At 69.4% G+C, this 26,315-nt stretch carries 28 protein-coding genes and 1 pseudogene; 21 read left to right on the top strand and 8 right to left on the bottom strand.

What is annotated here, in order from left to right; translation table 11 throughout:
* The first annotated feature begins 9 nt into the window (after positions 1 to 9).
* The 3 genes from rpmA (at position 10) to ACQP2H_RS24265 (ending at position 2,412) form a co-directional block, all read left to right on the top strand.
* Entirely contained in the window at positions 10 to 261 is a 252-nt protein-coding gene (gene rpmA, locus ACQP2H_RS24275) for a 50S ribosomal protein L27 (RefSeq protein WP_088647594.1), read from the top strand.
* Positions 262 to 416: 155 nt separating this feature from the next.
* On the top strand, positions 417 to 1,892 hold the full coding sequence (gene obgE / locus ACQP2H_RS24270; protein WP_357535720.1) for a GTPase ObgE: 1,476 nt from the start codon (positions 417 to 419) through the stop codon (positions 1,890 to 1,892).
* Positions 1,893 to 1,962: 70 nt separating this feature from the next.
* Positions 1,963 to 2,412 (top strand): GNAT family N-acetyltransferase, encoded by a 450-nt coding sequence (locus tag ACQP2H_RS24265; RefSeq protein ID WP_219464303.1) that lies wholly within the window; start codon positions 1,963 to 1,965, stop codon positions 2,410 to 2,412.
* A gap of 9 nt (positions 2,413 to 2,421) precedes the next feature.
* Here ACQP2H_RS24265 and ACQP2H_RS24260 read toward each other — a convergent pair whose 3' ends face one another.
* From ACQP2H_RS24260 to ACQP2H_RS24250, 3 genes are all read right to left on the bottom strand, one after another.
* Complete coding sequence (locus tag ACQP2H_RS24260) at positions 2,422 to 2,850, bottom strand: DUF4383 domain-containing protein (protein ID WP_374197577.1); 429 nt, start codon at positions 2,848 to 2,850, stop codon at positions 2,422 to 2,424.
* Positions 2,851 to 3,180: 330 nt separating this feature from the next.
* Positions 3,181 to 4,269 (bottom strand): glycosyltransferase, encoded by a 1,089-nt coding sequence (locus tag ACQP2H_RS24255; RefSeq protein WP_363823324.1) that lies wholly within the window; start codon positions 4,267 to 4,269, stop codon positions 3,181 to 3,183.
* 358 nt (positions 4,270 to 4,627) lie between these two features.
* Positions 4,628 to 5,875: a cytochrome P450 gene (locus tag ACQP2H_RS24250; RefSeq protein ID WP_363823327.1), complete on the bottom strand. Its 1,248-nt coding sequence runs from the start codon at positions 5,873 to 5,875 to the stop codon at positions 4,628 to 4,630.
* A gap of 228 nt (positions 5,876 to 6,103) precedes the next feature.
* Between ACQP2H_RS24250 and ACQP2H_RS24245 the strand changes: the two genes are divergently transcribed.
* The gene (locus tag ACQP2H_RS24245; protein WP_363823330.1) at positions 6,104 to 6,496 is read left to right on the top strand and encodes a hypothetical protein; all 393 of its coding nucleotides are present in this window, start codon (positions 6,104 to 6,106) and stop codon (positions 6,494 to 6,496) included.
* 122 nt (positions 6,497 to 6,618) lie between these two features.
* Here the strand turns inward: ACQP2H_RS24245 and ACQP2H_RS24240 are convergent, their stop codons facing one another.
* Positions 6,619 to 6,837, bottom strand: coding sequence for a DUF397 domain-containing protein (locus ACQP2H_RS24240; RefSeq protein ID WP_067312494.1), 219 nt, complete (start codon positions 6,835 to 6,837; stop codon positions 6,619 to 6,621).
* A 66-nt stretch (positions 6,838 to 6,903) separates the two neighbouring features.
* On the opposite strand from ACQP2H_RS24240, the gene pepN reads away from it, so the two are divergent.
* The 5 genes from pepN (at position 6,904) to ACQP2H_RS24215 (ending at position 12,129) form a co-directional block, all read left to right on the top strand.
* Positions 6,904 to 9,420, top strand: a complete 2,517-nt coding sequence (gene pepN, locus ACQP2H_RS24235; protein ID WP_357535715.1) for an aminopeptidase N — start codon at positions 6,904 to 6,906, stop codon at positions 9,418 to 9,420.
* A 71-nt stretch (positions 9,421 to 9,491) separates the two neighbouring features.
* Complete coding sequence (nadD, locus tag ACQP2H_RS24230) at positions 9,492 to 10,088, top strand: nicotinate-nucleotide adenylyltransferase (RefSeq protein ID WP_219464295.1); 597 nt, start codon at positions 9,492 to 9,494, stop codon at positions 10,086 to 10,088.
* A gap of 110 nt (positions 10,089 to 10,198) precedes the next feature.
* A complete protein-coding gene (gene rsfS / locus ACQP2H_RS24225; RefSeq protein ID WP_208570131.1) occupies positions 10,199 to 10,603 on the top strand; it encodes a ribosome silencing factor in 405 nt (134 codons plus the stop codon).
* A complete protein-coding gene (locus ACQP2H_RS24220; RefSeq protein WP_208570130.1) occupies positions 10,600 to 11,229 on the top strand; it encodes a histidine phosphatase family protein in 630 nt (209 codons plus the stop codon). The genes rsfS and ACQP2H_RS24220 overlap by 4 nt, the downstream gene beginning before the upstream one ends.
* A 48-nt stretch (positions 11,230 to 11,277) precedes the next feature.
* A complete protein-coding gene (locus tag ACQP2H_RS24215; RefSeq protein ID WP_219464293.1) occupies positions 11,278 to 12,129 on the top strand; it encodes a DegV family protein in 852 nt (283 codons plus the stop codon).
* Positions 12,130 to 12,204: 75 nt separating this feature from the next.
* On the opposite strand, the gene ACQP2H_RS24210 is transcribed toward ACQP2H_RS24215, so the two are convergent.
* Complete coding sequence (locus tag ACQP2H_RS24210; RefSeq protein ID WP_219464291.1) at positions 12,205 to 12,393, bottom strand: DUF397 domain-containing protein; 189 nt, start codon at positions 12,391 to 12,393, stop codon at positions 12,205 to 12,207.
* Between the two features lie 19 nt (positions 12,394 to 12,412).
* Positions 12,413 to 12,802 (bottom strand): DUF5753 domain-containing protein, encoded by a 390-nt coding sequence (locus ACQP2H_RS24205; RefSeq protein ID WP_255597701.1) that lies wholly within the window; start codon positions 12,800 to 12,802, stop codon positions 12,413 to 12,415.
* A 68-nt stretch (positions 12,803 to 12,870) separates the two neighbouring features.
* Between ACQP2H_RS24205 and ACQP2H_RS24200 the strand changes: the two genes are divergently transcribed.
* The 4 genes and pseudogenes from ACQP2H_RS24200 to ACQP2H_RS24185 all read left to right on the top strand — a co-directional run bounded on the left by ACQP2H_RS24200 (position 12,871) and on the right by ACQP2H_RS24185 (position 16,782).
* On the top strand, positions 12,871 to 13,089 hold the full coding sequence (locus tag ACQP2H_RS24200) for a flavin reductase (protein ID WP_357535712.1): 219 nt from the start codon (positions 12,871 to 12,873) through the stop codon (positions 13,087 to 13,089).
* A gap of 404 nt (positions 13,090 to 13,493) precedes the next feature.
* The gene (locus ACQP2H_RS24195) at positions 13,494 to 14,327 is read left to right on the top strand and encodes a helix-hairpin-helix domain-containing protein (protein ID WP_433233660.1); all 834 of its coding nucleotides are present in this window, start codon (positions 13,494 to 13,496) and stop codon (positions 14,325 to 14,327) included.
* A 215-nt stretch (positions 14,328 to 14,542) separates the two neighbouring features.
* Positions 14,543 to 15,316, top strand: a pseudogene (locus ACQP2H_RS24190) (ComEC/Rec2 family competence protein); the annotation flags it as partial.
* 23 nt (positions 15,317 to 15,339) lie between these two features.
* Entirely contained in the window at positions 15,340 to 16,782 is a 1,443-nt protein-coding gene (locus tag ACQP2H_RS24185) for a recombinase family protein (protein ID WP_433229006.1), read from the top strand.
* A 29-nt stretch (positions 16,783 to 16,811) separates the two neighbouring features.
* On the opposite strand, the gene ACQP2H_RS24180 is transcribed toward ACQP2H_RS24185, so the two are convergent.
* Positions 16,812 to 17,120, bottom strand: a complete 309-nt coding sequence (locus tag ACQP2H_RS24180) for a hypothetical protein (protein ID WP_433229004.1) — start codon at positions 17,118 to 17,120, stop codon at positions 16,812 to 16,814.
* Between the two features lie 106 nt (positions 17,121 to 17,226).
* Between ACQP2H_RS24180 and ACQP2H_RS24175 the strand changes: the two genes are divergently transcribed.
* The 4 genes from ACQP2H_RS24175 to ACQP2H_RS24160 all read left to right on the top strand — a co-directional run bounded on the left by ACQP2H_RS24175 (position 17,227) and on the right by ACQP2H_RS24160 (position 21,436).
* Positions 17,227 to 17,757: a hypothetical protein gene (locus ACQP2H_RS24175; RefSeq protein ID WP_433229002.1), complete on the top strand. Its 531-nt coding sequence runs from the start codon at positions 17,227 to 17,229 to the stop codon at positions 17,755 to 17,757.
* 99 nt (positions 17,758 to 17,856) lie between these two features.
* The gene (locus tag ACQP2H_RS24170) at positions 17,857 to 18,387 is read left to right on the top strand and encodes a hypothetical protein (protein ID WP_433229000.1); all 531 of its coding nucleotides are present in this window, start codon (positions 17,857 to 17,859) and stop codon (positions 18,385 to 18,387) included.
* 1,783 nt (positions 18,388 to 20,170) lie between these two features.
* Complete coding sequence (locus ACQP2H_RS24165; protein WP_433228998.1) at positions 20,171 to 20,350, top strand: hypothetical protein; 180 nt, start codon at positions 20,171 to 20,173, stop codon at positions 20,348 to 20,350.
* Positions 20,351 to 20,704: 354 nt separating this feature from the next.
* On the top strand, positions 20,705 to 21,436 hold the full coding sequence (locus ACQP2H_RS24160) for a DUF4145 domain-containing protein (RefSeq protein WP_433228996.1): 732 nt from the start codon (positions 20,705 to 20,707) through the stop codon (positions 21,434 to 21,436).
* 38 nt (positions 21,437 to 21,474) lie between these two features.
* Here ACQP2H_RS24160 and ACQP2H_RS24155 read toward each other — a convergent pair whose 3' ends face one another.
* Positions 21,475 to 22,152, bottom strand: a complete 678-nt coding sequence (locus ACQP2H_RS24155; protein WP_433228994.1) for a recombinase family protein — start codon at positions 22,150 to 22,152, stop codon at positions 21,475 to 21,477.
* A gap of 640 nt (positions 22,153 to 22,792) precedes the next feature.
* Here ACQP2H_RS24155 and ACQP2H_RS24150 point away from each other — a divergent pair.
* From ACQP2H_RS24150 to ACQP2H_RS24135, 4 genes are all read left to right on the top strand, one after another.
* Complete coding sequence (locus tag ACQP2H_RS24150) at positions 22,793 to 23,914, top strand: hypothetical protein (RefSeq protein ID WP_433228992.1); 1,122 nt, start codon at positions 22,793 to 22,795, stop codon at positions 23,912 to 23,914.
* A gap of 213 nt (positions 23,915 to 24,127) precedes the next feature.
* Positions 24,128 to 24,409, top strand: coding sequence for a hypothetical protein (locus ACQP2H_RS24145; RefSeq protein ID WP_433228990.1), 282 nt, complete (start codon positions 24,128 to 24,130; stop codon positions 24,407 to 24,409).
* 1,017 nt (positions 24,410 to 25,426) lie between these two features.
* Entirely contained in the window at positions 25,427 to 25,684 is a 258-nt protein-coding gene (locus ACQP2H_RS24140; RefSeq protein ID WP_433228988.1) for a hypothetical protein, read from the top strand.
* A gap of 76 nt (positions 25,685 to 25,760) precedes the next feature.
* Positions 25,761 to 26,315: a hypothetical protein gene (locus tag ACQP2H_RS24135; RefSeq protein WP_433228986.1), complete on the top strand. Its 555-nt coding sequence runs from the start codon at positions 25,761 to 25,763 to the stop codon at positions 26,313 to 26,315.

Genomic DNA, 26,315 nt, shown 5'->3' with positions numbered 1-26,315 from the left:
CGTCGGACAATGGCTCACAAAAAGGGTGCGTCCAGCTCGCGTAACGGTCGTGACTCCGCGGCCCAGCGACTCGGCGTGAAGCGCTTCGGTGGTCAGGTCGTCAGCGCGGGTGAGATCCTCATCCGTCAGCGTGGCACCAAGTTCCACCCCGGTGACCTGGTCGGCCGTGGTGGCGACGACACGCTGTTCGCGCTGGCCGCCGGCTCGGTCCTGTTCGGCACCAAGCGGGGTCGCAAGACCGTCAGCATCGTGCCGCAGTAGCTCGAAGGCGAAGCGGGCCGCGGACCTCGGGTCCCGGCCCGCTTCGCCGTTTCAGGTGGGGGATGCTCCCACCGCCGGGTGCCCGTCGCCGTCGCGCCGGGGCCCGGGGGGTGTTTTCAGGTGCGGGGCCGGACCCCGCTGGAAGGATTGGCGTCGTGACGACGTTCGTTGACCGGGTCGTCCTGCACATGCAGGCCGGCGACGGCGGGCACGGCTGTGTCTCCATCCACCGGGAGAAGTTCAAGCCCTTCGGCGGCCCGGACGGGGGCGACGGCGGACACGGCGGCAGTGTCTCGCTGGTGGTCGACCCGCAGGTGACCACGCTGCTGGACTTCCACTTCCGCCCGCACATGAAGGCCGAGAACGGCAAGGGCGGCGCGGGTTCGAACCGGGACGGCGCCAAGGGCCACGACCTGCTGATCAAGGTGCCGAACGGCACGGTCGTGCAGACCCTCGACGGTACGGTGCTGGCCGACCTGGTCGGTGTGGGCACCACCTTCGAGGCGGCGCGGGGTGGGCGCGGCGGGCGGGGCAACGCCTCGCTGGCCAACGCCCGACGCAAGGCGCCCGGCTTCGCCGAACTGGGCGAGCCCGGTGACCGGCTCGACGTGGTGCTCGAACTCAAGAGCGTCGCCGACGTCGGCCTGGTCGGTTTCCCGTCGGCGGGCAAGTCGTCGCTGATCTCGGTGATCTCCGCCGCCAAGCCGAAGATCGCCGACTACCCGTTCACCACCCTGGTGCCCAACCTGGGCGTGGTCCGGGTGGACAACCACACCTTCACCGTCGCCGACGTGCCGGGTCTGATCCCGGGTGCGGCCACCGGCAAGGGGCTGGGCCTGGAGTTCCTGCGTCACGTCGAGCGGTGCGCCGTGCTGGTGCACGTGGTCGACACGGCGACCCTGGAGCCGGGCCGGGACCCGTTGGCCGACATCGACACCATCGAGGCGGAGCTGGCCGAGTACGGCGGGCTGGCCGACCGGCCCCGGCTGGTGGCGCTCAACAAGGTCGACGTGCCCGACGGGCAGGACCTCGCCGACATCGTCCGCCCCGACCTCGAGGCGCGTGGGTTCCGGGTGTTCGACGTCTCCGCGGCCACCCGGGAGGGGCTCAAGGAGCTGACGTACGCGATGGCGGAGCTGGTCGACCAGGCCCGCCGTGCCGCGCCGCCGGCCGAGCCGACCCGGGTCGTGATCCGCCCCACGGCGGTCGACGACGCCGGCTTCACCATCGAGGCGGCGGCCGACGGCTCGTTCACCGTCCGGGGGGTCCGACCCGAGCGCTGGGTACGCCAGACGAACTTCGACAACGACGAGGCGGTCGGTTTCCTCGCCGACCGGCTGGCCCGGCTGGGGGTGGAGGAGAAGCTGGCCAAGGCCGGCGCGAGCCCCGGTGACCTGGTCCGGATCGGCGAGCGGGAGTTCGACTGGCAGCCGACCCTGTATGCCGGCGTCGACTTCGTCCCCGGCAACCGGGGCACCGACGTGCGGCTGGAGGAGAAGTCGTCGCGCCCCGCGGCGGCCGAGCGGCTGGCCGCCCGCAAGGCCCGCCGGCAGCGCCCCGAGGACGAGCTGGCCTCGGCCCCGCATGACCTGCCGGACGACGACGAGGATGACGACGAGGACGAGGAGTAGCCCCGTACCGGTCGGGCCCGGGTCGTTTTCCGGAAACCTCCGCGAAACGGACCCGGCCTAGCGTGGGGTGATGCTGATCGAGTCCCGTCCCGCCACCGACCCGGAGGTCGACGCGCTGGTCGCCGCCCAGCAGCGGGAGCTGCGCGAGGCCGACGGCGGGCTGGACGGGCAGGCCACGGTGGTGCACGACGGCATCCGCTACCTGGTGGTGGTGGACGGCGGCCGGGTGGTGGCCTGTGGTGGTGTCCAGTCCCTCGACGCCGACACCGGCGAGTTGAAGCGGATGTACGTCCGCCCGGGTTACCGGGGGCGGGGGATCGCCCGGCAGTTGCTCAGCGCGCTGGAGGAGTTGGCGTTCCAGCAGGGCCACTCGGTGCTCTGCCTGGAGACGGGCAGTTACCTGCCGGCTGCGATCGGCCTCTACACCTCCTGCGGCTACCGGCCGATCCCGGTCTACGGCGAGTACGTCGACAACCCGTACAGCGTGTGCTTCGCCAAGCGGCTGCCCGTGGCGGCCTGAACGCGAGGGTCAGCCCCGGTCGGGTGGGACGTCCAGCCGACCGCCCGTGCCGGCGTCGTTGGACAGCAGCAGGCCGACGGCGAGCATGCCGAGGCCGAGCATGAGGTGCAGCCAGCTGTCCGCGTCGTTGAACGGCACGATGTTGGCCGGGGTGTCCCGGGTGACGGCGAAACCGTAGAGCCAGAGCGCCAGGTAGAGCACCCCGCCTACGGTGAGGTAGAGCCGGGCCCCGCCGAGCCGGCGGGCCAGCACCAGGCCGACCAGGCCGAAGACGAGGTGCAGCAGGTTGTGCAGCACCGACACCTGGAACACCCCGAACAGTTCCGCGCCGGAGTGGTGGCCGGCGAAGGCCAGCTCCCCGTAGCCGGTGGTGACGCCGGGGACGAAGCCGAGGATGCCGAGCAGCAGGAAGACGGCCGCGACGATGGTGGCGACCATCTGGACCCGGGGCTTCGGGGCGGCCGGGGCGGGCCGTCGCGTGGCGTGGGCCATCGCTGTCACCTCCAGGGGCCGACGGTCGGACGATCTCCATATTCTGGGCGGTGTGGCGGCCCTGGGCGGGGGAAACGACGAAAGGACCCCGACCACCTGCTGCGGCACCCGCGCGGTGGCGGCCGGCCGGCAACGGCCGGTTCCGGCGGCCGGACCCCATGACCGGCCGGCCGGTCGGGCCCGGTCAGCGGCCCGGGTGGTCGGTGAGTCCCGGTCAGCGGCCCGGGGTGGTCGGGTGAGTCCCGGTCAGCGGCCCGGGCGGTGGGTCAGGCCCGGTCAGCGGCCCCGGGTGGCGGGATCGGCGCGGATCCACCGGGTCAGGTCGCTGGGCTCCACCGGGGTCAGTTGGCGACGCAGCGCCCGTACCGAGTGGGCCGGCAGCCGGACCCGTCGACCGGCGTGGCGGACCCCGCCGCGACCCACCCGACGGGCCAGCGCGAGCCAGCCGCAGACCCCGCGTTCGAGCAGCCAGAACGGCGCGGCCAGCGCGGTGGTCGGGGGGAACACCGCCGATCCGCCGGCCCGCCGTCGGCCGACCTCCGCCACCGCCACCGCAGTGGCCGCCGCGCCGGCCAGCAGACCCGGCCGGCGGGCCAGCACCGCGGTCAGCGCCCCGGGCAGCACCGCCAGCGCGACCAGCAGCCGTGCCGGCCGGGCCAGGTCGTCGTACGCCTGGCGGACCCGCTGCCTGCGGAAGTGCGCCACACCGGGCGGCAACCGTCGTACGTAGAGCCAGGCGGGGCTGGCCTCGGTCCCGCCGTACGCCCGGACGGTGCGGACCAGTTCCAGGTTCTCGAAGAGCACGTCCGGGTCGTAGCCGCCCATCGCCCGGAAGGTGCTGCGCCGCACCGCCAGGGTGCCCGGCCGGTCCGCGCCGAACGCCCGGTTGAGCAGGGTCCGACCGGTGTCCCACCAGGCGTGCCAGGGCAGCGGGTGGAAGTAGTGCTGCGGGCGGACCAGGTCGGCGGCGTCCAGCAACCGGTGCACCGCCCGCAGCCCCGCCTCGTCGTACCGGACGTCGTCGTCGGCGATCACCACGTGTTCGTGCCGCGCCGCCGCCACCCCGGTCAGCACCGCGCGCACCGTGGCGTTGACGCCGTGCACCGTCGGATCGGGTGGCAGGTGGCGCAGCAGGCCGTGCCAGCGGGCGGCGTGCCGGGCGAAGACCTCCGGCGGTGAGCTGTCGACCACGGTCACGTCGACCAGCCGGCCCAGCGTGCGCAGGTAGCCGGTCAGCTCGTCCGGGCTGTCGTCGTCACCGTGGCACAGCGGTAGGACGTACTCGACGGGGAGCCGGGGTGGGCCGCCCGGCGTGGCGGTCGGGCGGGACCCGACCGGGACCGGCCGCGCGGCGGGGGCGCTCATCCGCCCGCCGACCAGTGGCCCTGGAAGGTGCCGGTACGGCGGTGCCGGCCGGTGCGGCGGGCCCGGCGGGTGACGGTGGCGGGCAAGGGTCCTCCCGGTGACGGCGGTCCCCGGGCATCCCCCACCCGCGCCGTGACAAACCGCGTGGCTCCCCGGTACGCCTCGGTTCACCCGCCGGTGTCCGGCAACCCCGCGCCCGGCTACCGGCTTCCAGTCCCCGATGCCCGATGCCCGACGCCCGGTGCCCGGTGCCCGGCGCCCGGCGCCCGGCGCCCGACGTCAGGCTTCTGGTTTCCGGCTCCCGGGTCGGCTCCCCGGTCGGGTTCGGGTGGCGGGACTGGTCAGTCGGCCCGGCGGCTCAGTCGGCGCGCTGGACGCCGGTGAGCACGAAGCCGCTGGGGGGCAGGGTCGGGACCCGCGACAGGTCCAGGGCCAGGTCCTGTGGTGGCACCTGGTAGTCCATCGCCCCGGCCAGCAGACCGACCGCCTGTTTCATCAGCTCGATGGTGATCCACTCCCCGGCGCAGCGGTGGCCGCCCAGGTGGCTGCCTCCGCCCTGCGGCACGAAACCGTACGGGTCGTCGCGCCAGCCGGCGAACCGCTCCGGGCGGAACTGCTCCGGTTCGGGCCAGAGCCGGGGGTGGTGGTTGGTGCCGTACAGGTCGAGCAGCACCCGGCGGTCCTTGGGAAAGTGGTGTCCCTGCCACTCGAAGGAGTGCCGCACCCGGGCGAAGGCGACCGGGAAGAAGGGGTAGTAGCGGCGTACCTCCTGGACGAACCACTCGGTCGGCTCGTCGCCGGTGCGGACCCGGTCCCGCCAGGCCGGGTGGTCGTGCAGGGCCAGGGCGGCGAAGACCACGTACCGGTCGACGGCCACGGTGGGGCGCAGCACGTTGATCAGTTCCACCGCGGCGACCCGGCGGGGCAGCAGCCGCCCCTGGGCGTCGCGGTGTTCGGCGATGACCGCCAGCGCGCTTCCCGGCGGCGCGGCCAGGGTGCCGATCCGTACCCGCTCCACCACGTCGGTGATCCAGCGTTCGGCGCGCAGGCGTCCGCGCAGACCACGCCAGTGCCGAAGACCCAGTGCGGCCGGCCCGTCGATCATGGCCTGCATCTGGGCGTTGCGCCGGACGACCTCGCTCTCCGGCAGCGGTACGCCCGCCCAGGCGCAGACGGCCCGCAGGAGCAGTGGGCCGACCTCGTCGCGCAGCACCACCGGGCCGGGTCCACCCCAGCTCGCCAGTCGGGTGCGCCACTGGTCGGCGAAGAGTTGGCCGAGCCGCGCGACGCCCGACGGGGTCATGATCGACATGAACATGGCCTTGCGTTCGGTGTGGGCCGCGCCGTCGAGGCCCTGCACCCCGCCCTGCCCGGTCAGCGTCCGCTGGCCCCGCTTGGGTGCCGCCCCGGCCCGCCGGAACCGCTCGGTGTCGTAGAACAGCTCCGCCGCGTCCCGCCCGCGTAGGAAGATCGTCGGTTCCAGCAGCAGCCGCGCGGTGAAGATGTCGGTGTCGTAGCGCTCGCACCGGGTGCTGATGAACCGGTAGCCCTCGCGGAAGAACGCCAGGGTGCTCTCCGGGCTGCGGTCGGCCGGGGTGGTGGCCATCGGGCTCTCCTGACGCGGTGACGGTGGGCGGACCCGGCTGGTCGGCCTTGGGTGTTCTACCCGGGTTTGGGGCATTGAATCCCCCGGCCGGCCCCCGCCACCGCGGCGGGCCGGGTCGGCTGTGGGCCAGCAGCCGGGCGACCGCTGGCCCCTCCCGCGACGCCGGAAACCTGCTTGGCTCAGCGGTACGGCCACCACGGGGGCCGGTTCGACGACGGGGGAGGCCCGATGCGGGAGAACACACCGCCGTACTGGCGGGAGCGGCGGCTGGTCGACCTGCCCGGTGGGCCGGGTGGGGTCCGCCCGCCGGATCAGCCGCTGATCCGGCGTCCCCGTCGGCCACCCCGACACTTCACCGTGCACCTGGGTTTCGCCGCCGACGGGCCGGAGCAGGCCCGGGAGTTGGCGGTGGCGTACGCGCAGGCACTGAGCCTGCTCCGCCCGGAGCTGGTGCTGGCCTCGGCCGCCCTGTCACCGGCCGGCTCCTGGCGGGCCGCGCAGCGGCTCTTCTGTCACGTCGTCGGCCCGGACGGCGAGCGCTGCGTCGACGTCGCCGGCCACCCGGGGTTCCATTACGCACCCGGGCCGGGCGGGCTCGGCTGGGGCGAGGGGGACGGGTGAGCCGGGGGCCCGACACCGGTCGACCGGCCGGCCGCCCGATGGCCAGCCGGACGCCCACCGGGCCGGTGCCCCCGGGGGTAGGGTGTCTCGCCACCTACCGCCCGGGGGTCGGCGTCCGGCACTCAGTCGAGGTCGAACTCGCCGTCCTGCGCGCCTGCGACGAACGCGTCCCACTCGGCCTGGGTGAAGACCAGGACCGGGCCGTCCGGCTCGGCCGAGTTGCGCATCCCGATCAGGTCGTCCACGAAGGCCACCTCGACCGCGCTGTCGGAGGTGTCTCCCTCGGCTCGCTGCCAGACCGCCCGGGACAGGTCGAAGTCGCCCTTGGGGTGCTGACCCATTGTTGATCCTCCATTGCCGCGCGTATCGGGAAGCCCGGCCGGCTCCCCGTCGGGCAGGATAAGCGGATGCCGAGCCTGACCCGTGTAGAGGCGACCGCGCGTCGCGCACTGATCGATGTCGAGTCCTATCAGGTGGACCTCGATCTGACCGGTAGCGAGGAGCGCTTCCGGTCGACGACCACCATCCGGTTCCGGGCCACCGCCGGTGCCGAGACCTTCGTCGAGGTCAAGCCCGCGACCCTGGAGACGGTCCGGCTCAACGACCGGGAGCTGGACCCGGGAGCGCTCACCGACGGCCGGTTCCCCCTCACCGGGCTGGCGGCGGAGAACACCCTCACGGTCACCGCCGAGATGGCCTACTCCAACACCGGTGAGGGGATGCACCGGTTCGTCGACCCGGCCGACGGGGCGACGTACCTCTATGCGATGTCGTTCCTGGACGAGGCGCCGCGCATCTTCGCCGCCTTCGACCAGCCCGACCTCAAGGCCCCGGTGACCCTCGCGGTGACCGCCCCGCCAGAGTGGACGGTGGCCGCCAACGGCCCGCTCACCGCCAACCCGGCCCCGGGCCGCTGGGAGTTCGCCCCCACCGCGCCGCTGGCCAGCTACTTCGTCACGCTGATCGCAGGCCCCTGGCACGTCCGGCGGGACGACCACGACGGCATCCCGCTCGGCGTCTACTGCCGGCAGTCGTTGGCCACCCACCTCGATGCCGACCTCGACGAGATCCTCACCGTCACCAAGCAGTGCCTGGACCGCTTCCACCAGCTCTTCGCCGAGCCCTACCCGTTCGTCAAGTACGACCAGGCGTTCGTGCCGGAGTTCAACGCCGGGGCGATGGAGAACCCGGGCCTGGTCACCATCCGCGACGACGACATCTTCCGCTCGGCGGTCACCGACAGCGAGCGGGAGCAGCGGGCCACCACCATCGCCCACGAGATGGCCCACATGTGGTTCGGTGACCTGGTCACCATGCGCTGGTGGGACGACCTGTGGCTCAACGAGTCCTTCGCCGAGTACCTGGGCAACCGGGTCACCGCCGAGGCGACCCGGTTCGACCGGGCCTGGACGACCTTCGCGATCCGCCGCAAAGCCTGGGGGTACGCCGCCGACCAGCGCCCGTCCACCCATCCGGTCGCTCCGGACGAGGTCGCCGACGCCGCCCAGGGCCTGCTCAACTTCGACGGCATCTCGTACGCCAAGGGCGCCAGCGTGCTCCGCCAGCTCGTCGCCTGGCTCGGCGACGACGCCTTCCTGGCCGGGCTCAACCGGCACTTCGCCGCCCACCGCTTCGGCAACGCCACCCTGGCCGACCTGCTCGCCAACCTCAGCGCCGCCAGCGGGCGGGACCTCACCGACTGGGCCGCCCGGTGGCTGCGTCAACCGCAGGTCAACACGCTGCGGACGGAGACCTCGGTGGACGCCGACGGCCGGTGGTCCTCGGTGGCCGTGGTGCAGACCGCGTCGCAGGAGTACCCGGTGCTGCGCCCGCACCGGATCGCCGTCGGCCGGTACACCCCCGACGGCGCGGCCGAACGGATCGAGGTCGACCTCGACCCGGCCGCCGACCGGGGGCGTACCGAGCTGCCCGAGCTGACCGGTCGGGTCGCCGAGGGCCTGCTCCTGCCCAACGACGGTGACCTCACCTTCGCCAAGATCCGGCTCGACCCGGCGTCGGCGGACGCGGTCGGCACCGTGCTGCCCACGCTCACCGACCCGCTGGCCCGCGCCCTGCTCTGGGAGGAGTCGTTGGACGCGGCGACCGACGGCGAGCGGCCGGTGTCGGCGGTGGTGTCGTTGCTGACGGTGGCCCTGCCCGCCGAGACCGAGGTGGCCGTCGCCGAGAGCGTGCTCGCCCGCAGTCGCAACCTGGTCGACCGCTACCTCGACCCGCTCGCCCGCGACGCCGCCCTGCTGCGGACGGCCGAAGCGTGCGCCACGTTGCTCGCCGCCGCCCCGGCCGGCGGTTCGCTGCAACTGGCCGCTGCCCGGGGGCTGCTCTCCGCCACCGCCGACGCCGACCTGCTGGCCGGGTGGCTCGCGGGCCGGGAGGTGCCGGCCGGGCTGGCCGTCGACGCCGAGCTGCGCTGGGCGCTGCTGCACCGGCTGGTGGTGCTGGGAGCGGCCGGCGAGCCCGAGATCGCCGCCGAGGCGTCGGCCGACCGCAGCGCCACCGGTGCCGAGCGGGCCGCCCGGTGCCGGGCGGCCCGGCCCGAGGTGGCCGCGAAGGACGCCGCCTGGGAGATCATCACCCGGGACACCAGCTGCTCCAACCGGCTCGTCGAGGCGGCGGCCGAAGGGTTCTGGCAACCCGATCAGGCTGAGCTGACCGGCACGTACGTCGACCGGTACTTCACCGAGATGCCGGCGGCGGCGCGACGGCGTACCGCGTGGGTGGCCGAACGGGTCGCCCGGCTGGCCTTCCCCCGGTACGCCGTGGCCCAGCCCACCCTGGACTCGGCCGCGGCCCTGCTCAGCCGGGACGACCTCACCCCCGGGCTGCGGCGCAGCGTCGTCGACGCCGCCGACGACCTGCGCCGGGCGCTGGTCGCCCGGACGGCGGTCGCCGCTGCCGCCGCCTGACGGGGCCGGTGGGGATGCCCGGCATCCCCACCGGCCGCTCAGGCGGGGTGGGCCGGGCCTACGATCATCGGGTGGAGGAAGACATCCGGCGGATCGGCATCATGGGCGGCACCTTCGACCCGATCCATCACGGCCACCTCGTGGCGGCCAGCGAGGTGGCGGACCGGTTCGGCCTGGACGAGGTGGTCTTCGTGCCGACCGGCCAGCCGTGGCAGAAGGCGGACACCCCGGTCAGCCCGGCCGAGGACCGTTACCTGATGACGGTCATCGCCACCGCCTCCAACCCGCGTTTCCAGGTCAGTCGGGTCGACATCGACCGTGGTGGCCCCACCTACACCGTCGACACCCTGCGTGACCTGCACCACGAGTACGGCCCGAAGGCGCAGCTGCACTTCATCACCGGCGCGGACGCGCTGGAGCGGATCCTGTCCTGGAAAGACCTGGACGAGATCTTCGCGTTGGCCCACTTCATCGGGGTCACCCGGCCCGGGTTCGCGTTGACCGACGAGCACCTGCCCGCCGACACGGTCAGCCTGGTGCAGGTGCCCGCGATGGCGATCTCGTCGACCGACTGCCGCGACCGGGTCGGTCGGGGGGAACCGGTCTGGTATCTGGTGCCCGACGGTGTGGTGCAGTACATCGCGAAACGACGGCTCTACCAGCAGTGATTCCGTCCGGTAACCGCCAGTTCGTCCCGGTAACCGGCCAGAACTGACAAGTCGTCTCCGCGTCGGGTGTGAGACGCTTGACGGGTCGCACGGTTGATCGAAGGAGAACGGTGACAGTTTCCGAACGCGCTCACGAGCTGGCGATGGCCGCCGCCCAGGCTGCGGCTGACAAAAAGGCGCAGGACATCGTCATCATCGACGTGGGTGACCAGCTCGCCATCACCGACGCGTTCCTGGTGGCCTCGGCGCCCAACGAGCGCCAGGTGATGGCCATCGTCGACGCCATCGAGGAGCGGTTGCTGGAGCTGCCCGAGAAGGCCAAGCCGCTCCGCCGCGAGGGCGAGCGCGGTGGCCGCTGGGTGCTGCTCGACTACGTCGACATGGTGGTCCACGTCCAGCACACCGAGGAGCGCGAGTTCTACGCCCTCGACCGGCTCTGGAAGGACTGCCCGCAGCTCCCGTTCGTCGACCGCGACCTGGTCGACGCCGACGCCACGGGTGCCGCCGCCGAATGACCCGCCTGATCATCTGGCGGCACGGCAACACCGACTGGAATGCTGCCGGCCGGGTCCAGGGGCAGACCGACGTACCCCTCAACGACCTCGGCCGGGAGCAGGCCCGTAGCGCCGCGCCGCTGCTCGCGGCGCTGCGCCCGGACGTCGTCGTCGCCTCCGACCTGTGCCGCGCCGCCGACACCGCCGCCGCGCTCGCCCAGCTCACCGGCCATCCGGTCCGCCCCGACGCGAGGCTGCGGGAACGCCACTTCGGCCACTGGCAGGGCCTCGCCCTGACCGACGCGGCCGAACGGTTCCCCACCGAGTACGCCCGCTGGCGGGCCGGCGACCCGGACCCGGGCGCGGGCATCGAACCCCTCGACGACCTCGGTAAGCGCGTCGGTACGGCGCTGCTGGCCGCCGTCGAGCTGGCCGACGGCGGCACGGTCGTGGTCGCCACCCACGGCGGCGCGGCCCGGCAGGGCGTCGGTCACCTGCTCGGCTGGGACCATGACGTGCTGCGCAGCGTCGGCGCACTGGCCAACTGCCACTGGACCGAGCTGCGTCGCAACGACGTCCGGGGCTGGCACCTGCGCGCCCACAACGTCGGCCCGCCGGCCCGGCCGGCGTCGTCCGAGCCGGTCTGAGCCGGCCGGCGCGGGCGACCCGCCCCGGCATCGGCTAGCGTGCCGGTCATGTCCGTCGCGGTCGTCACCGACTCCACCGCCTACCTGCCCCCCGAGCCGGTGCGGGCGCACCGGTTGACCGTGGTGCCGTTGACCGTCGTGCTCAACGGAGCGGAAGGGCTGGAGGGGGTGGAGACCTTCCCCGCCGACGCCACCCGGGCACTCGGCGGCCGGCGGGTCTCGGTGAGCACGTCCCGACCGTCGCCGGCCCAGTTCGTCACGACGTACCGGCGGTTGCTGGCCGACGGTGCGGACGGGGTGGTGTCGGTGCACCTGTCGGCGGAGCTGTCCGGCACGGTGGCGGCGGCCCGGCTCGCCGCCGCCGAGGTCGGTGGCCGCGTCGAGGTCGTCGACAGCCGGTCCGCCGGGATGGGGCTCGGCTTCCCGGTGCTCGCCGCCGCCTCGGCCGCCGAGACCGGTGCCGACCTGGCCGGGGTACGCGCCGCAGCGCTGGCCGCCGTCGACCGGACGACCATCTTCTTCTATGTCGACACGCTGGAGTTCCTGCGCCGGGGCGGCCGGATCAACGCGGCCGAGGCACTGCTCGGCACCGCCCTGTCAGTCAAACCGATCATGCACATGCCGGACGGCGCGATCGTGGTGCGCGACAAGGTGCGTACCGCCAGCCGGGGGGTGGCCCGCCTGATCGACCTGGCCGTCGAGGCAGCCGGCGACGCCGACGTGGACCTCGGGGTGCACCACCTCGCCGCCCCGCAACGCGCCCAGCAGTTGGTCGAGGCGCTCACCGCCCGGCTCGGCGACCGCCTGCACGACACCTACGCCTCCGAGGCGGGTGCGGTGGTCGCCGCCCACGCCGGACCGGGACTGGCCAGCGTCGTGGTCCACCGCCGGCCGGCCTGACGCGGGGTGGGTGAGCGGCACCGATGGCCGGCTCCCGCCCGTACCGCGCGCGGAGCGGGTCGTTTCGTGCCGGGGTCAGGCGCGCTTGGCGAACCCGACGAACGACCGCCAGGTCGTCGGATCGAAGGCCAGCACCGGGCCGGACGGGTCCTTGCTGTCGCGCACGGCCACGACACCGGGCAGGTTGTCCGCCACCTCGACGCAGTCGCCGGAGTTGCCACTGCTCCGCGTGCTCTTGTGCCAGATCGCGCCGGTCAGCTCCACGACTCTGCCACCTCCGAGATCAACTTGAGGGTGGCCCTTTGGGCATAGCCGCTGCGCGCACAGACTCCCAGGCCTGCCGCAGAGAGTGTACGTCCGCCGCCCGCTCGACGATCGATCCCTGTAGCTGGTTGTCCAGGTAGGCGACGTCGTCACCCTCCGCCGGGGTGGCGATCACGAAGGCGCCGTTCAGCCCGTGGTACGCCCCCGTGCCCTTCGGGACCAGGCGAATGTGGACTCGTGGCCGCTGCGCCACTTCCCGGAGGTGGAGCAACTGCTCGTGCATCACCTTCTGGCCACCGATCGGGCGCTCCAGGGCGGTGTAGTCGAACACCGCCACGAACAGTGGCGGACTGTCCCGCTCAAGGATCTCCTGCCGCTCGATCGTGACCCACTCGCGGAACCACGGCATCAGGCTCTCCCTGATCAGGGCGTCCCGTATCCGACTGAGCAGGCCGTCCGCCCGTACCGCACGTCGCCATGCGCCCGCTGTGCCGCTGCCGCAACTGCGGCAGGGAGTGGCCGTGCCAGCCGGCCAAGCTCGCGCTCCTCGTCGAGTACCGGGGAAACCGGACCGCCCCGCTCGTCTACCTCGGCACCCTGATGCAGGAGGCGGGGAGCCAACTCACCCAGCTCAACCCCGACTGGCACGCGGACCTGGCGGACCGCTTCGTCGCCTGGGCGCGGGCCCGAGGATGAGGGCCGGTGTACGTACGGGCCGACACGTCCTGCCTGCCCGTGCCATAGCAGATCCCGGCCATGGTCAGGTGGTTGTCCACAGCCCTCGTCGTCGTCCACAGCCGACCTCCGTCGGGCTGAGCGGGTGCCGTCCGTCGGCCTAACCTCGCGCCGTGTCGGAGGATGAGGAAACCATGGTGCGGCGACGGCTGTACCGGCTGACCGACGGGGTGTCGACGGTGCGGGCGGCAGGGCCGCCGGAGCCGCCACCCCGCCCGTACCGGCCGGCGGTCGGGCTTCGCGTACCGTCCGGCGACGGCGTAGGTGGGGTGCCGGCCGGACGGCCCGGCCCGGCCGGCGGCTCCAGCTCCCGCCGGGCCGCCTCACCGGAGGTCGGTGGTCTCCCCGTCGGCGGTTCACCCGGGGTGGGCGCGCGCGTCGTCGACCCTCCCGCTGTCGACCGGTCGCGTCAGGCAGACCTGGACGATCCGGTCCCGGGTGGTGAGGCGTCCCGCCGCAACGCACTCGACCCCGACCGGCTGCCCCGCCGCGAGGCACTCGACCCCGACCGGCTGCCCCGCGCCGACGGTGACGACCCGGCGTCGGTCGGTCGGCTGCCCGGCCCCGGTGCCTTCGACCCTGGCCGGCGCGGTGTCCGGGCGTTGGCTGCCGTGGCGGTGGTCGTGGTGCTCGGTGCCGGGTTCTGGGCCTGGCGGTCGCGCCCCGAGGCGGAACCGGTCCCGACGGCGACGGCGGTGGCCGGGCCGGAGTCCTCCGCCGGGTCCGCGTCGGGCCCGGCCCCGAAGCCGACAGGTGAGCTGGTGGTGGCGGTGGCCGGCAAGGTACGCCGCCCCGGGCTCGTCCGGGTGCCGGCCGGGGCGCGGGTCGCCGACGCGGTCGAGGCGGCCGGCGGTGTCCTGCCCGGCATCGACGTGGCGTTGCTCAATCCGGCGCGGAAGGTGGCCGACGGCGAGCTGATCCTGGTCGGCGTGACCGCCCCGCCCGGCGCGACCGGGCCGGACGCCGCTGCGGCCGGCCCAGCCGCGCCGGGCGGGGGTGTGCCGGGTGGCCGGGTCAACCTGAACACCGCCACGTTGGCGCAGCTCGACGCGTTGCCCGGGGTCGGTCCGGTGCTCGCCCAACGCATCCTCACCCACCGCGACCAGCAGGGCGGCTTCCGCAGCGTGGGCGACCTGCGTCAGGTCGACGGCATCGGCGACGCCCGGTACGAGCAGCTCAAGGACCTGGTGACGGTGTGACCGGCGGTCCCGGGTGGGATGACGGTGCGACCGGCGGTCCCGGGCCGCTCCCGGATCGGTGGGGCGTCACCGCCGGTCGGTGGCCAGGGCCGGGCGGACCGGCTGCCGACGGCTGCACACCGGCCACCGACCCCGGCGGTCCTGCCCCCTACCGGACCCCGGCCGGGACGCCGCTCACCGACCCCGGCGGTCCTGCCTCCGACCGGACCCCCGACCTGCGACTGGCGGGGCTGGCGGTGGCGGCCTGGCTGGCGGCGCTGAGCTGCCTGCACCTCACCACCCGCACGGCGGTCCTGCTCGCCGCATCCGCCGCCGTCCTCGCCGCGCTGCTCGCCGGGCATCTGCACGGCGTGCTGGGCACCCCGGCCACCCCGGTCCGCCGGTACGGCTGGATCGCCGTCGCCGTGTTGCTCGGCGTGGTCTGTGGCAGCACCGCCACCGGAGCCCGCCTGCACGTGCGGGACGCCGCCCCGGTGCGTGCCCTGGTCGACGACCGGGCCCGGGTCACCGCCGACCTGGTGCTCCGCGACGATCCCCGCCCGGTACGCGGCGCACCCGGCCGCCCGGCGACCCTGCTCGTCACGGCGGACCTGGCCACGCTCACCGACCCCGAGGGGCACCGCCTGCGGGCCCCGGTACGCGTGCTCGTGCTCGCCACCGACCCGACCTGGCGTGGTCTGCTGCCCGGACAGCGACTGACCGCCCAGGGGCGGCTGGCCGCACCCCGGGGCGGTGACCTCACCGCTGCCGTGCTGAGCGTGCCCGGTCCACCGGTGCGGCACGGGCCACCGCCGTGGCTCCAGCGTGCCGCCGGCACCCTGCGGGCCGGTCTGCACCGCGCCTGCGCCCCACTCCCGCCCGACCAGGGTGGTCTGCTGCCCGGCCTGGTCGTCGGGGACACCAGCCGGTTGCCGGCCACCGTGGAGGAGGACTTCCGCGCCACCGGGATGACCCACCTCAACGCGGTGTCCGGTGCGAACGTTTCTTTAGGAGAGTGGTAGGTTACCAGGCCATGCGAGCGGTCATCTACACGCGGGTCTCATCCGACCCGAACAACCTCGGGCGGTCCGTCGAAGAACAGGAAGCCGACTGTCGGGCAGTCTGCCAGCGGGAAGGCTGGCAGGTCGTACGGGTGTTCAGCGACAACGACCGCTCAGCCAGCCGCTACGCGAAGAAGGAGCGCCCGCAGTACAAGGCGCTGCGCGCCTACCTTGAGGCCGGAAAGGCTGACGTGCTGGTGATGTGGGAGGGCAGCCGGGCACAGCGAGACCTTGAGGCGTACCTCTCACTGCGCAACCTGTGCGCCCGGGAGGGCATCGGCTACAGCTACTCGGGCAGGCTGTATGACCTGACCCGCACGGATGACCGTTTCACCACCGGACTTGATGCCCTGCTCGCCGAGCGGGAAGCTGATCTGACCCGGGATCGGGTGCTACGGGCTGTGCGTGCCAACGCTGCCGCTGGGAAGCCGCATGGCCGCCTGCTCTACGGCTACCGCCGGGAATACGGGGACGGCGGGCAGTACGTCGCCCAGGTGCCGCACGAGGGGCACGCCGCAGTGATCCGGGAAGCCGCTCGCCGGGTCGCCAGCGGCGAAACCTGCTACTCGATCGCCCAGGACTTCAACGCCCGAGGTATCCCGACTCCCCGGGGAGGTAGCAACGGGTGGAGCCTGAGCCAGATCGGCCGCATGCTGCGCAACCCTGGTTACATCGGGAAGCGGGTCTACCTCGGGAAGATCGTTGGTGATGCTGACTGGCCGGCGATCATCGATGACGAGACGTATGCGCTGTGTCAGTCGATCCTGACCAGTCCGAAGCGGCGGACCCAGCGGGATACAGCGGTGCGGCACCTGCTGACCGGCGTCGCCGTCTGCGATGTGTGCGGCGGGCGTACGAGGGTCCAGAAGAACAGGACGCACCACGCCTACATATGCATGGTCGGGTTCTGCGTGTCGGTCAAGATCGAGGTACTTGATCGGTTCGTGGTTGCCGTGCTCATGGCTCGGCTGTCCCGACCGGATGCCCTCGACCTGCTCGCCCCGCCGGAAGACTTGGGCGAGGTGGAGAAGGCCCAGCAGGAAGCCGCAGAGAAGCGGGCACGGCTCGATGAGTGGTACGCCGCAGCGGCACGGAACGAGATCACCCCGGGCGGACTCGCAGTCATCGAGCGGACGTTGCTCGCCGAGATCGAGGATGCCGACCAGAGGGCACAGCATGTCGACGTGCCTCCGCTGGTTCGGGACCTGGTCGGCCCGGACGTAGAACAGCGATGGGGACGGCTGACCGTCGGCCAGCAACGGCAGGTGGTGTCGCTTCTGCTTGAGTTGCGCGTGGGCAAGACATACCGGGGAGCGCGCTCGCTTGATCCTGCCCGGCTCGGCAACTCCCGGTGGCGTGGCGACTCGCGGACGTGGGCAGAGCGCGGGTTGGTCGGAGAACCCCGGACACGCTGACCATGTAGATGGATGTGGGGTGAGTGGCGCTACAGCCGGGGTGCCGCGATGGCGTAGACGAGGGAGGCCACGACAGCCAGCAGGACGACGCTCGGCACCGTCTCTGCGCCGAGCAGGTCAGCGAAGAACCATGCGACCCAGCCAAGGGCGACACCGAGTAGCGCCCGGTTGCCCTTGCTGTCTCGCCACGACTGCCGCGCCGGCTGCACCTGGTCGCCACCTTCGGCCAAATGCCAGACTTCTTCGCGTGTCAGGCTGTACCGCTTCGCGATGGCGTCAACGTCCTGCCCTGCGGCGTACGCGGTGATGATCTCGTCAGTCTCCGGATCGGGCTGCATTCGGAGCAAGCTACCGCCGGTGGGTCGCACTCGCTGTCCGTTGTCGGTCAAAAGCGTTGATAGCCTGGCCGCCCGGATAAACGTCCACCCTCCCCAGGTAGGCAGAGTGACCACCGCCGAGAAGATCACCGCTGGCATCGCCCTCCTCGCCGCACTGGGTGTTGGTGCCCTGCTGCAAGCCTGGGTTACGCACCTCCTCCATCGGCGAGAGAGAAAGATCAACATCGCTGACAAGTCGGTGCAGATAGCTGAGACCCTGATGACGAGGATGGAAGCGGAGCTGACGCGCGCTCAACAAGCCCTTGCCACCGTCCGGCAAGAAAGCGATGAGCTGAGGGTGGAGCTTGCGAAAGCCGTCGCTGTTGGTCAGGAGGTCCGTCAACGCGACGATGTCCGCCGAAGGCTGCGCGAGTTCAGTACCAGCCTTGCCGGAGCAAGCGACGCCGTGGGGAGTGTGCAGCTCAAAGTTCGTGTGAGCCGGGCAGAGATCATCAGGTACAGGAGGAGGCAGCCAGCAGGACGAACGCTCGTCGACCTGCATGACCCTGTTCCGACCCCACCACCCGTAGATGAGGACGTGTGGGCGGACATGGTTGATCAGCACGGAGAGGACGAGCACCGTCAGGGGCGTGGATAGGGGTGGGGCGCGACTCTTCTCGATCCGATCGTCCCGTCCACTGTGGCCGATTTGGTAACCTGCCGCTATTGAGCCCACTATCGATCCGAGGCAGATAGAGTGACCACCGCCGAGAAGATCAACGCCGCCATCGCCGTCATCGCTGCGCTTGGGGTTGGAAGTGCCCTAACAGTTCTTGTCGGCCATTTGCTTTCCAGACGTGAGCGAAAAGTCAATGTCGCTGAGAAGTTCGTGCAGATGGCTACCGCCCTGACGGAGGGTCTGAACGATCAGCTCGTTCGGGTGCAGGAGGAGTTGACCGAGGCGAAGCGCGAGAATGCGGAACTACGAGCCGAACTCGAATCAACCAGGGCGGCAACCACGGTAGATAGCGAGCGGCTCAGAAGCCTTGAGCGCAAGGCCCACTCTACTTCTAGTGCGCTTGATCACGCTGCGGATGAACTAAACGCAGTGCAACTTGGCGTGCGTCAAGAGTTCAGTTCAGAGTCGGTCGACTTGTTTATCAAGAGGTTCCTCAAAGAGCATGGCTCGCTTGAGGTGCCCCTGCTACACGTGAACATCGCAAATGCTGGCCGGAAGCGGCGTGGTGATGCGTCGCCCGACGATCCGGCAGGTGGGCGGCAAGAGTGAGTCGGCCCCTGGGGGTGTGACCCTTTGAGCCCGAACTTCCGCACCGCCTTGTCTTAGCAGTCGAGATCTTGCCACGGTTCCAGAGTCGTCGAGATCGCCGTACCGACCCCTTGGCCGGGGGCTACGTTGCTGGTGAGCGTGCCGTATTTGGCCACTGTTGCAAGGTCGACCAGCCCGGGAAACGCCGGGAGGCGGGTTGCCGGATCGTTCCAGCAACCCCGCTTTCTCCCTGTCTGCCTACAGGTGGTGCCTCGTGTTTGGGTGGTGGCAGTCCTGAAACGGGTTGGCCCCGCGCTGGTCGCTGAGTCGTGGTGTTCGGCCATGAGATGCTGTACCCCCGGCGGTAGGGCGGGGAACGTGGCCGCCCGGGACTGCCCGACGTGCACCGGCCCTGTTGGGGCCCGATAAGCTACTCAAGTAGCCCCGGAAACGGGAACCAGCCACGTTAAACGGGTCCAACGATTGGACCCGTTCTTTGTCTCTACGGTCGCAAGCCGTTTACACACCTTCTCTTTCGACTGGGGGTAAGTCTGTCCATTTCTAGGGGCCGCGCATCAAATCGCGGCAGATCAGGAATGTCCAAAAATGCCGAGTTGGAAGCGTGTATTCGGCGAATTGTTGATGGGGCCCCGCCCTTTTCGCCGGAGCAGTGGGCGCGACTTAGAGGGCTGTTCGGGAACACCCAGTAAGAATAGGGCGGAGGCTGCACCGTGATGCAAGAAATGATCACGCCCCTTGAGTGCCTAGTGATTGCCGCCGCCAATCTTGGCGAACCGCAGACCGTTTACACGGGCAAGGGTGAACCCCTGCCCAAAAAAGAATGGGGGTCGAGTGTCCCTGCCTGCTTTTCTGGATTTCGATAGTCCCGACGAGTCGGGAACGCTCACTCCGGATGAGGTGGGCTACGTTCGGGGTGTTGACCGTGAGCCGACGAATCGAATCGACTTCGGCGGCAGTGCTTCATGGTGGGCCAGCCCTCACGAGCAGAGCAAGCAGCGTGCGCGTGATCCTGGGTTTCCGCTGTGGTTGCGGGTGCGGTATGCGGCGGAGGGGTGGTCTAACCGCATCGGGCACGCTGAGATGAGCAAAGGGCAGCTAGCCGGAATCCTGGGCTACCAGGATCGGCATTGCCGTGCAACCGTAGCGGCTGTGAGCCGCGCCATTCGTCAGGCCGTAGACAAAGGGCTGGTGGACACGTCGTCCGGCCCGTTGTGTCTGGTGATGCCATACGCGGACCATCAGCAGCAGGGCCGTGGGACGAGGTTCTGCCGGGTGCACCAGGTCGTCAGGACGTAGCGCAAAACCGCTGGTGGTGCAGCATGTCAACCAGCCTGGTTGACACCTGTCAACAGTATCGGCCAGCAATCCACGCTCAATGTCCGTTTCCCTCTCTATCTCAGTGAGGTCCCGTGGCGAGGAACGAGACATGGGGACGAACGGCTACTGATGGGACAGCTACCGGGCCCTTGAGGGGCCCGCTCGACAGTGACTAAGGGCGGCCCTTGGCGGGGCCGCCCTTTCTGTTTGCCGTGGCGAGGATCAACCGAGCCAACCGCTAATCCTCCCCTCCGTTGGCGTCGGGAAGGCTAGCAACAACCGCAACGGCACGGGCCCGGCAGGGCCCTGTAAGCCAGCTAGGGGCCACTAATGGCCCCGCCGGTAAGTCGGGGGTAACTGAGGGCCACGGCCCGTCGTCGGGCCGAGTGACCGAGCCCTGATCCTAGCCGTCGGCCCTGCGCGCTCTCTACGTCGCCGCAGACCGGGAACTACGGCGGATCACATTGTGCCGCTCAGCAAGGGCGGCATTAACGACTTGGCGAACCTGCGGCCCGCCTGCGGGCCCTGCAATTACGGCCGGGGAAAAACCGGGCACCGGCCCTTTCAGAACTACGTAGGCACGCCAGCGTGTCCGGGCCTGCTTGCGGGGGCAGACGGGTACGTTGCCCGGCATGGCGGTTACTGACGAACGCGGGCGAACGCTTTTCTGGGTGTGCGGCGGGTGCGATGAGTACGTGGTTGTCGGCACCAAGCCCTCTCAGGCACCCCGTCTCGCAGGGGCACCCACTCTCGCAGACGACACTGTGATGGTGGACTACCAGCATGGGCAGCCGAGGTACCGGCTGTGGCATCGCGGGTGCATGACGGTGGCAGCGGATGCCTAGTTCTAAGGGCGGAGGGGGGGTCGAAACTTTGGCCGATCCACCTCCCGGACCCATGCCTTTAGGCGCATGCACGCCTCCGGTATTGCCCTAAGTTGGTGGGAATTCGGGCAATTTACAGGCCATTACCTGGCTAAGCTATGGGCTATCCTCCGGTGGTGAATCAGCATCTAGCTAAGCTAGGGGACTGGATCGTCGACGACGACTGGCCTGACACTATCTGCCCTTTTTGTCGGAGTGTAACCCTCTCGTTACAGGCAATCGAAGACCTCCCAACAGCCGAATCAACGGTGCTTCAGCAGACGCATGAATCGTGGGAGCCACATTGGATCAGTGGCAAGTTCCGCGGAGTTTTGCACTGCAATGCAAAGCGATGCGGTGAAGATGTCCTTGTGACGGGTGAAATGCGAGTAATCGAAGTTGCCGACCATCAGCGCAATATCGATTACGACTCGGCGTATCTACTTCGATTCGCGCAGCCACCTTTGCCTCTGATTGAATTTCATGACAATTGCCCGGAGTCGATCCAGCAGCATGTTGACAAGGCGGCGGCCCTGCTGTGGGCCGACCCGGGTGCAACTGCAGGCCGCTTGCGCTTCGCAGTCGAACAACTCTTGACCGAATTGGGTGACACTTCGAGGCGTCCCCTGGCTCGGCGAATCTCCGAGCTCAAAGCAACGAAGCCCGACGTGGCGATAACACTGCAAGCCGTGAAGTGGCTTGGAAACCAAGGTGTTCACGAGGCGACGCTGACTGTGCGCGATGTACTTGATGGGGTCAAGCTTCTTGAGCATGCACTAGATTTGCTGTACAAGCATCCACAGATGGAGGCGCTGGCTAACCAGATCAACGCAGATAGGGGAGTGCGACGGAGCACCGTCACACCATAGGCGCGGGGCAGAATTAGCTGCAGAATTGATTTCTGACATCATGCGAATTGCGATGCCTCCTGCGATGCGAGCACAGCCCTCACGGTGGAGGGGTACCACTTCTTTCCACCCTGAGCAGTCGGGACGTCATCGGCGTTCAGGCTACGGGCGATAGCCGCGAGGCTCGCACCATCGCGGGCCTCGGAAACGATACGAGTACGGATGTCTACCGGCAGGGAAGCTGGACGGCCAAGGCGCACACCAGCGGCTTTCTTGGCCGCCAGTCCTTCCCGGGTCCGCTGACCGATTATGCGTCGCTCCCACTGAGCGGCAGAGGCCATGACCGAGGCGAGAAATTCACCGGCAGGGGTCGCAAGGTCGATGCCGAGGTCAAGCGCAATCAGGTTCCAACGCTTGGAGCGGGCCCGCTCCATCAGAGCGGCGAAGTCGATCAGGGACCGGGACAGTCGGTCCAGCTTGGCGACCACCAGCGTTGCAGCCTGCTGAGACTCGATCAGCTCCAACGCCTCAGCCAGGCCAGGGCGACCCTCAAGCGACTTCCCGGAAGCGGCTTTGTCTTCTTTCCAGGCCACGATGGTCCAGCCCCGCCGGTCCGCCTCCGCTTCGATGGCGGCCCGCTGCGCAGCAAGTCCGGCCCCGGACTCCACCTGCTCCCCGGTCGAGACTCGGACGTAGGCAACAACGGTGTTTGCGGGGGCGTTCTTCGCTCGGGCCATGCGTTGACCATACAGCAAACGTCCGTTTGGTGTATGGCGAGGCTGTCGGTTGATACCTCAGTCAGCCCCGGCTGGCCGCCCTCACCTCTCGGGCCTGCGTCACGATGAGCCGCACGGCTCGGTTTCGTTCAGCTACTCCCTCCGGGTCGGCTCGCAACTCTTCCTCACCATGCTTTCGGCCGAGGGTGCGGAAGTGATCTCTATCCGCCTGAGGGATGCTCATCATCCGGTGTCTCTCCTTGTCGGTCTGTCGTGCAGTCAAGCGCATCGAGGGCGTCCAGGGCCCCAGCAAGGCGGGCCAGCAAGAGCGGTGGTGCTTCCAGCTCCCCTTGGTCGATCTTCTCGACCAAGTCGCGTAGGACCTGCTGCGCCCGTACTGCGTCTGCCCCGTCCATGGCCCCATGATCTCGCAGCCCAGCATCGTTAGTGGGGGCCTTCCAGCATGCCCCTCGCGCATGCTGGAAGGCCACACGATTCGACGGGCATTCTCTTGGCCTACACCCCACCGGCCTTGGGGCAGCGAACGCTGACGGCCTGCCGTAAGCTGCGACGGCTCGATGACCTTCGGTGATGTTGGCGGTTGATGGCGGGGAGGCCACATGAAGTCACCAGGGCTAAGCGTGCAGTTCAGGCTGGTTGCATGAGCGGCGACTTCTACGTAGACCCGCCTGGTATCAACGGGTTGTACAACCTGCTCCATCGGGCGTCTGAGGACGCTGTGGACGCCCACGGCTACACGACACGTCACTGTGATCTGACGTTCGATCAGCGGGGCTTGCTGCTGATGCTCGCAGGCCCGCACCGCACCGCCTATCGGCGCATGACGGAGGGCTTAGAACGGCTCAAGACCCTGACCGCTGGCGCAGCAACTCAGGTCAACCTGGCGCAACGGGAGTACGCCACCTCCGATGCGTCTGCGGCAGCCAGGTTGGACCAGGGCTATCCCGGTGCCCGTGACCCTGCACGGCTGCGCGGCACCCTTGCCGGCCCCGTCCGGCCGGATCTGTGGCCGACGAGCCCCCGCATGTCGTTCGCTGATGTCGCCGAGCCAGCGGCGCGGTTGGTGGCCCCGAACTACGCCACCGGCATTGAAATGTTTCAGATCAACCCGCTGGCAGACCTGATCAGCCCGGCGGCGTGGCTGAGACAGGTCAGCGTCTGGCTGTTCGGGGAAGACCCGTTCGAAGGGTGGGGCCAGGCGTTCAGCGGTGACTGGGACGCCTACGTACGGTGTGCCGCCGCGTGGCGGATCATCGGTGACGCGATGGACGACCTCGGCCGCAACCTGATCAGTGGTGCCGCTGACGTGCCCGCCGTGTGGCGCGGCAACGCGGCGGAGGCCGAACAGGAGTACCAACTGTCTCTCGGCGTCGCCGCGCAGGCCCTGCATCCTGTCTGTGACCAGTACGCCGACCTTTACACCCGCGCAGCCGAGGCCGCGAAGCAGCTCTACTCGGTGGTTACGGGTCTGATCAGCAAGCTGATCGATGTGCTGATCATCGTCAACGCCGCCTCGGCGGTGGGTACGGCCACCATTGAGACCGGGGTTGGCCCCGTGCTCGGCTATGGGGTCGCTGCGTACTACGCCTGGCAGGCGTACGACTTGTACAACGAGATTTCGACCTTCTACGGCAACGCCGAAGCAACCTTCAAGGGCATCGCCGGCTCTATCGCTCGCCCGTGCGGTGCTCGCCAAGCTGGCCCGCACCCGGGGCCCGAACGATCCTCTCGGTTCGTTGGCCCATACCGTCCTCAGCGGTGAGGCGGACCTCCGTACTACTGCGTCGATGTCGTGGCACGGCACGGCTTTGCATGCCGCGTTCGCTGAGGCGATGGCCCGTCGTGATGCGATGTCGCCTGAGGATCGAGCCGAGTTCGAGCGGCAGGCTCGACTGCTGCATGATGCTGGCGACTTGGCGTTTCCAGGCTCAGACGGCACGACTGACCCGAACCACCCTCAGGAGGGCCGACCACGATGAGCGTTTGGAAGCGGTGGAGGATCGCCTTTCCGCTGCTCGCCCTCAGCCTGCTGATGTTCGTGCCGGCGGTGTTCGGCACCTGGGCTTGGTGGTCTGAGAACGGCGCGGCGTACCGGGTGCTGTCGGTGTTCATCTGTCTGGTCGTCGCCGGCTGCGTGGGCGTCTCTCTGTCCGTCGGCATCAAGCGGACTGAGGATGTGCCGTGGCTCCGTATCGGGCTCGTCGCCTTGGGCGTGCTGGCTACCTGCGGACTGGCTGTCGTCCGGGACTCAGTGTGATGCTGAGGAGACCTCTGGGACTTCTTCAGCCGCGTTAGAGCCCCTCGCCCTGTCCCGGTGGACCTTGTTCCCGGCATGGAACGCATGGCAGCAGGCAACTCGGCAAGACTTTGCACCATGGGACAGTACCTGGCCAGGTTGTTCCTATTTTTCAAGATATGAAAAACGCCCAAAGCGGTGGGTCGTGTCTCTGGCTGATGTCCGACCGTCCCTCAAAACGCGGGCGGGACGGCGTCCCTGAGGTCCACTGGCGGGTTTTCTTTTTTTTCGATGGGCCTGCGATGTCTGAGGCAAAGAGAAAAATCTGCGAGTCAATCAGGGCCGCTAGCGATAGGGCCGCACACCCCGCATGCCCCCCGCACGCCCAGTTGACTCAAGGTCGACCAATGGACCACCATTGGAATCGACGACGTAAGGCGCACTCGGCCTACAAAAGGCAACGCCTGGGGCGGAATCCCAGGCGTTGCAGCAGCTCCGTCGTCTTTTTCGGATGCGACGCAATAAATAGGAGCAGACTTGAATCTACCCAAAACTAAGAACAACGTCAACGCAAGCGGGGACACCAGAGACGAAAAATCCCCCGAGCATGACGAGGGTCACGCGGAAGAGCATGATCAGCGACACAGGCGGCGGCTTGAGTTCATGCGCGCGATGCTGCCTATCCTGCAAGCCGCAGCGGGACTGTTGGGTTCCGTGGGAAGCCTGGTCGCTGTCTTCCTCAAGAACTAACGGTGCAGCGAAGGGCCCGGCTTCGGTCGGGCCCTTCTCGCACACTACCGCCGGCCCTGGATACCTCACCTACCTGCCCAGCGAACAAGATCGTGTCGCGTGTATAGGTCAGCATTCCCCTGCTTGCACTTTGCCTGAGGTGCATGGCCCACTCGTCGCTGTAGCCGCTTTTTAGCTGCGTCGTGCGACCAGGGCAGCACTCCGGCGTCTACCGCCTGCCGCAGCGTCAGGAAGTCCCGGTAAGGATTGATGGGCTGCTGACCTGGGATGTCTCCGGGGACCGGGGACATGCGACACCTGCCGAGCCTCGCTCGTCGACAGGTAGGCAACCTGTACCTCGGTCGCCTGTCCGCCGATCACGATCTGCCACCGACGAGTCCCCGGGTGGATGGGGCGGCGTACTGCATGGGTCTGCTTGATGCGATGGATCGGCTTGCAGAGATCGGCGCAGCCAACCCGGTGCAGATCCTCGCCGAGGCCATCGGCATCAGCCCGCACACTGTGAAGACGCAACTCCCGACGGCCCGCAGGCGGGCTCAGTCCTGAGCCCTGGAACGCAGAGGCACCGGTCACTCGGCTTCGGTGCAGACGCTGGTTGCATGGAGCAGCCATAATTTTGCTCGTGAACGTCTCTGATGGAGTAGCGATCTACGGTGCCTTGATGGCAAGTGGCGTGGCTGCTTGGCAGTTCGTCGTATACCGGAGGGAGGCGCTGCCAGTCCTGAAGGTGGAGGCAGTGCCCGGCCACCACATGAACGGAGATACGGGGACAAGGAGCCTTCAAGTCAGTGGTCAGATCACGAACCACGGCCGGAGCAGGGTTCAACTGATGAAGCTCACTCTTTGGTACGACGTGCCGTCGTCCCTGCTGCCTCCGAAGGAGCAACGGTCGCAGGGCACCGGGTTCCACCAAGAGCCACGCCTCCCCCGCTGGCTTGAACCGGGTGAAGCTGTTGAATACACCATGCCCAACGTTGACCGCTCTATAGCCTCTATGCGTCGGCATCTGCCGTTCAAGGAAGACGGCAGGGAACTTGTCCTGAGGGTCACGGTGACGGTGGCTACAGGACAGCAAGTCTCGCAGGCAGTGCGGTTCGGGCGGTGGGACCTGGACAGGGTGGGTTTGAACGGGGCGGATGATCCACCCAGTCCGGCGCTTGGGTCTGCTACGACTTGA

It is taken from the genome of Micromonospora sp. CA-248260 (assembly GCF_050942205.1).
In the GTDB taxonomy this organism is placed as follows: domain Bacteria; phylum Actinomycetota; class Actinomycetes; order Mycobacteriales; family Micromonosporaceae; genus Micromonospora; species Micromonospora antibiotica.
This window is presented reverse-complemented; position numbering and strand designations above follow the sequence as displayed.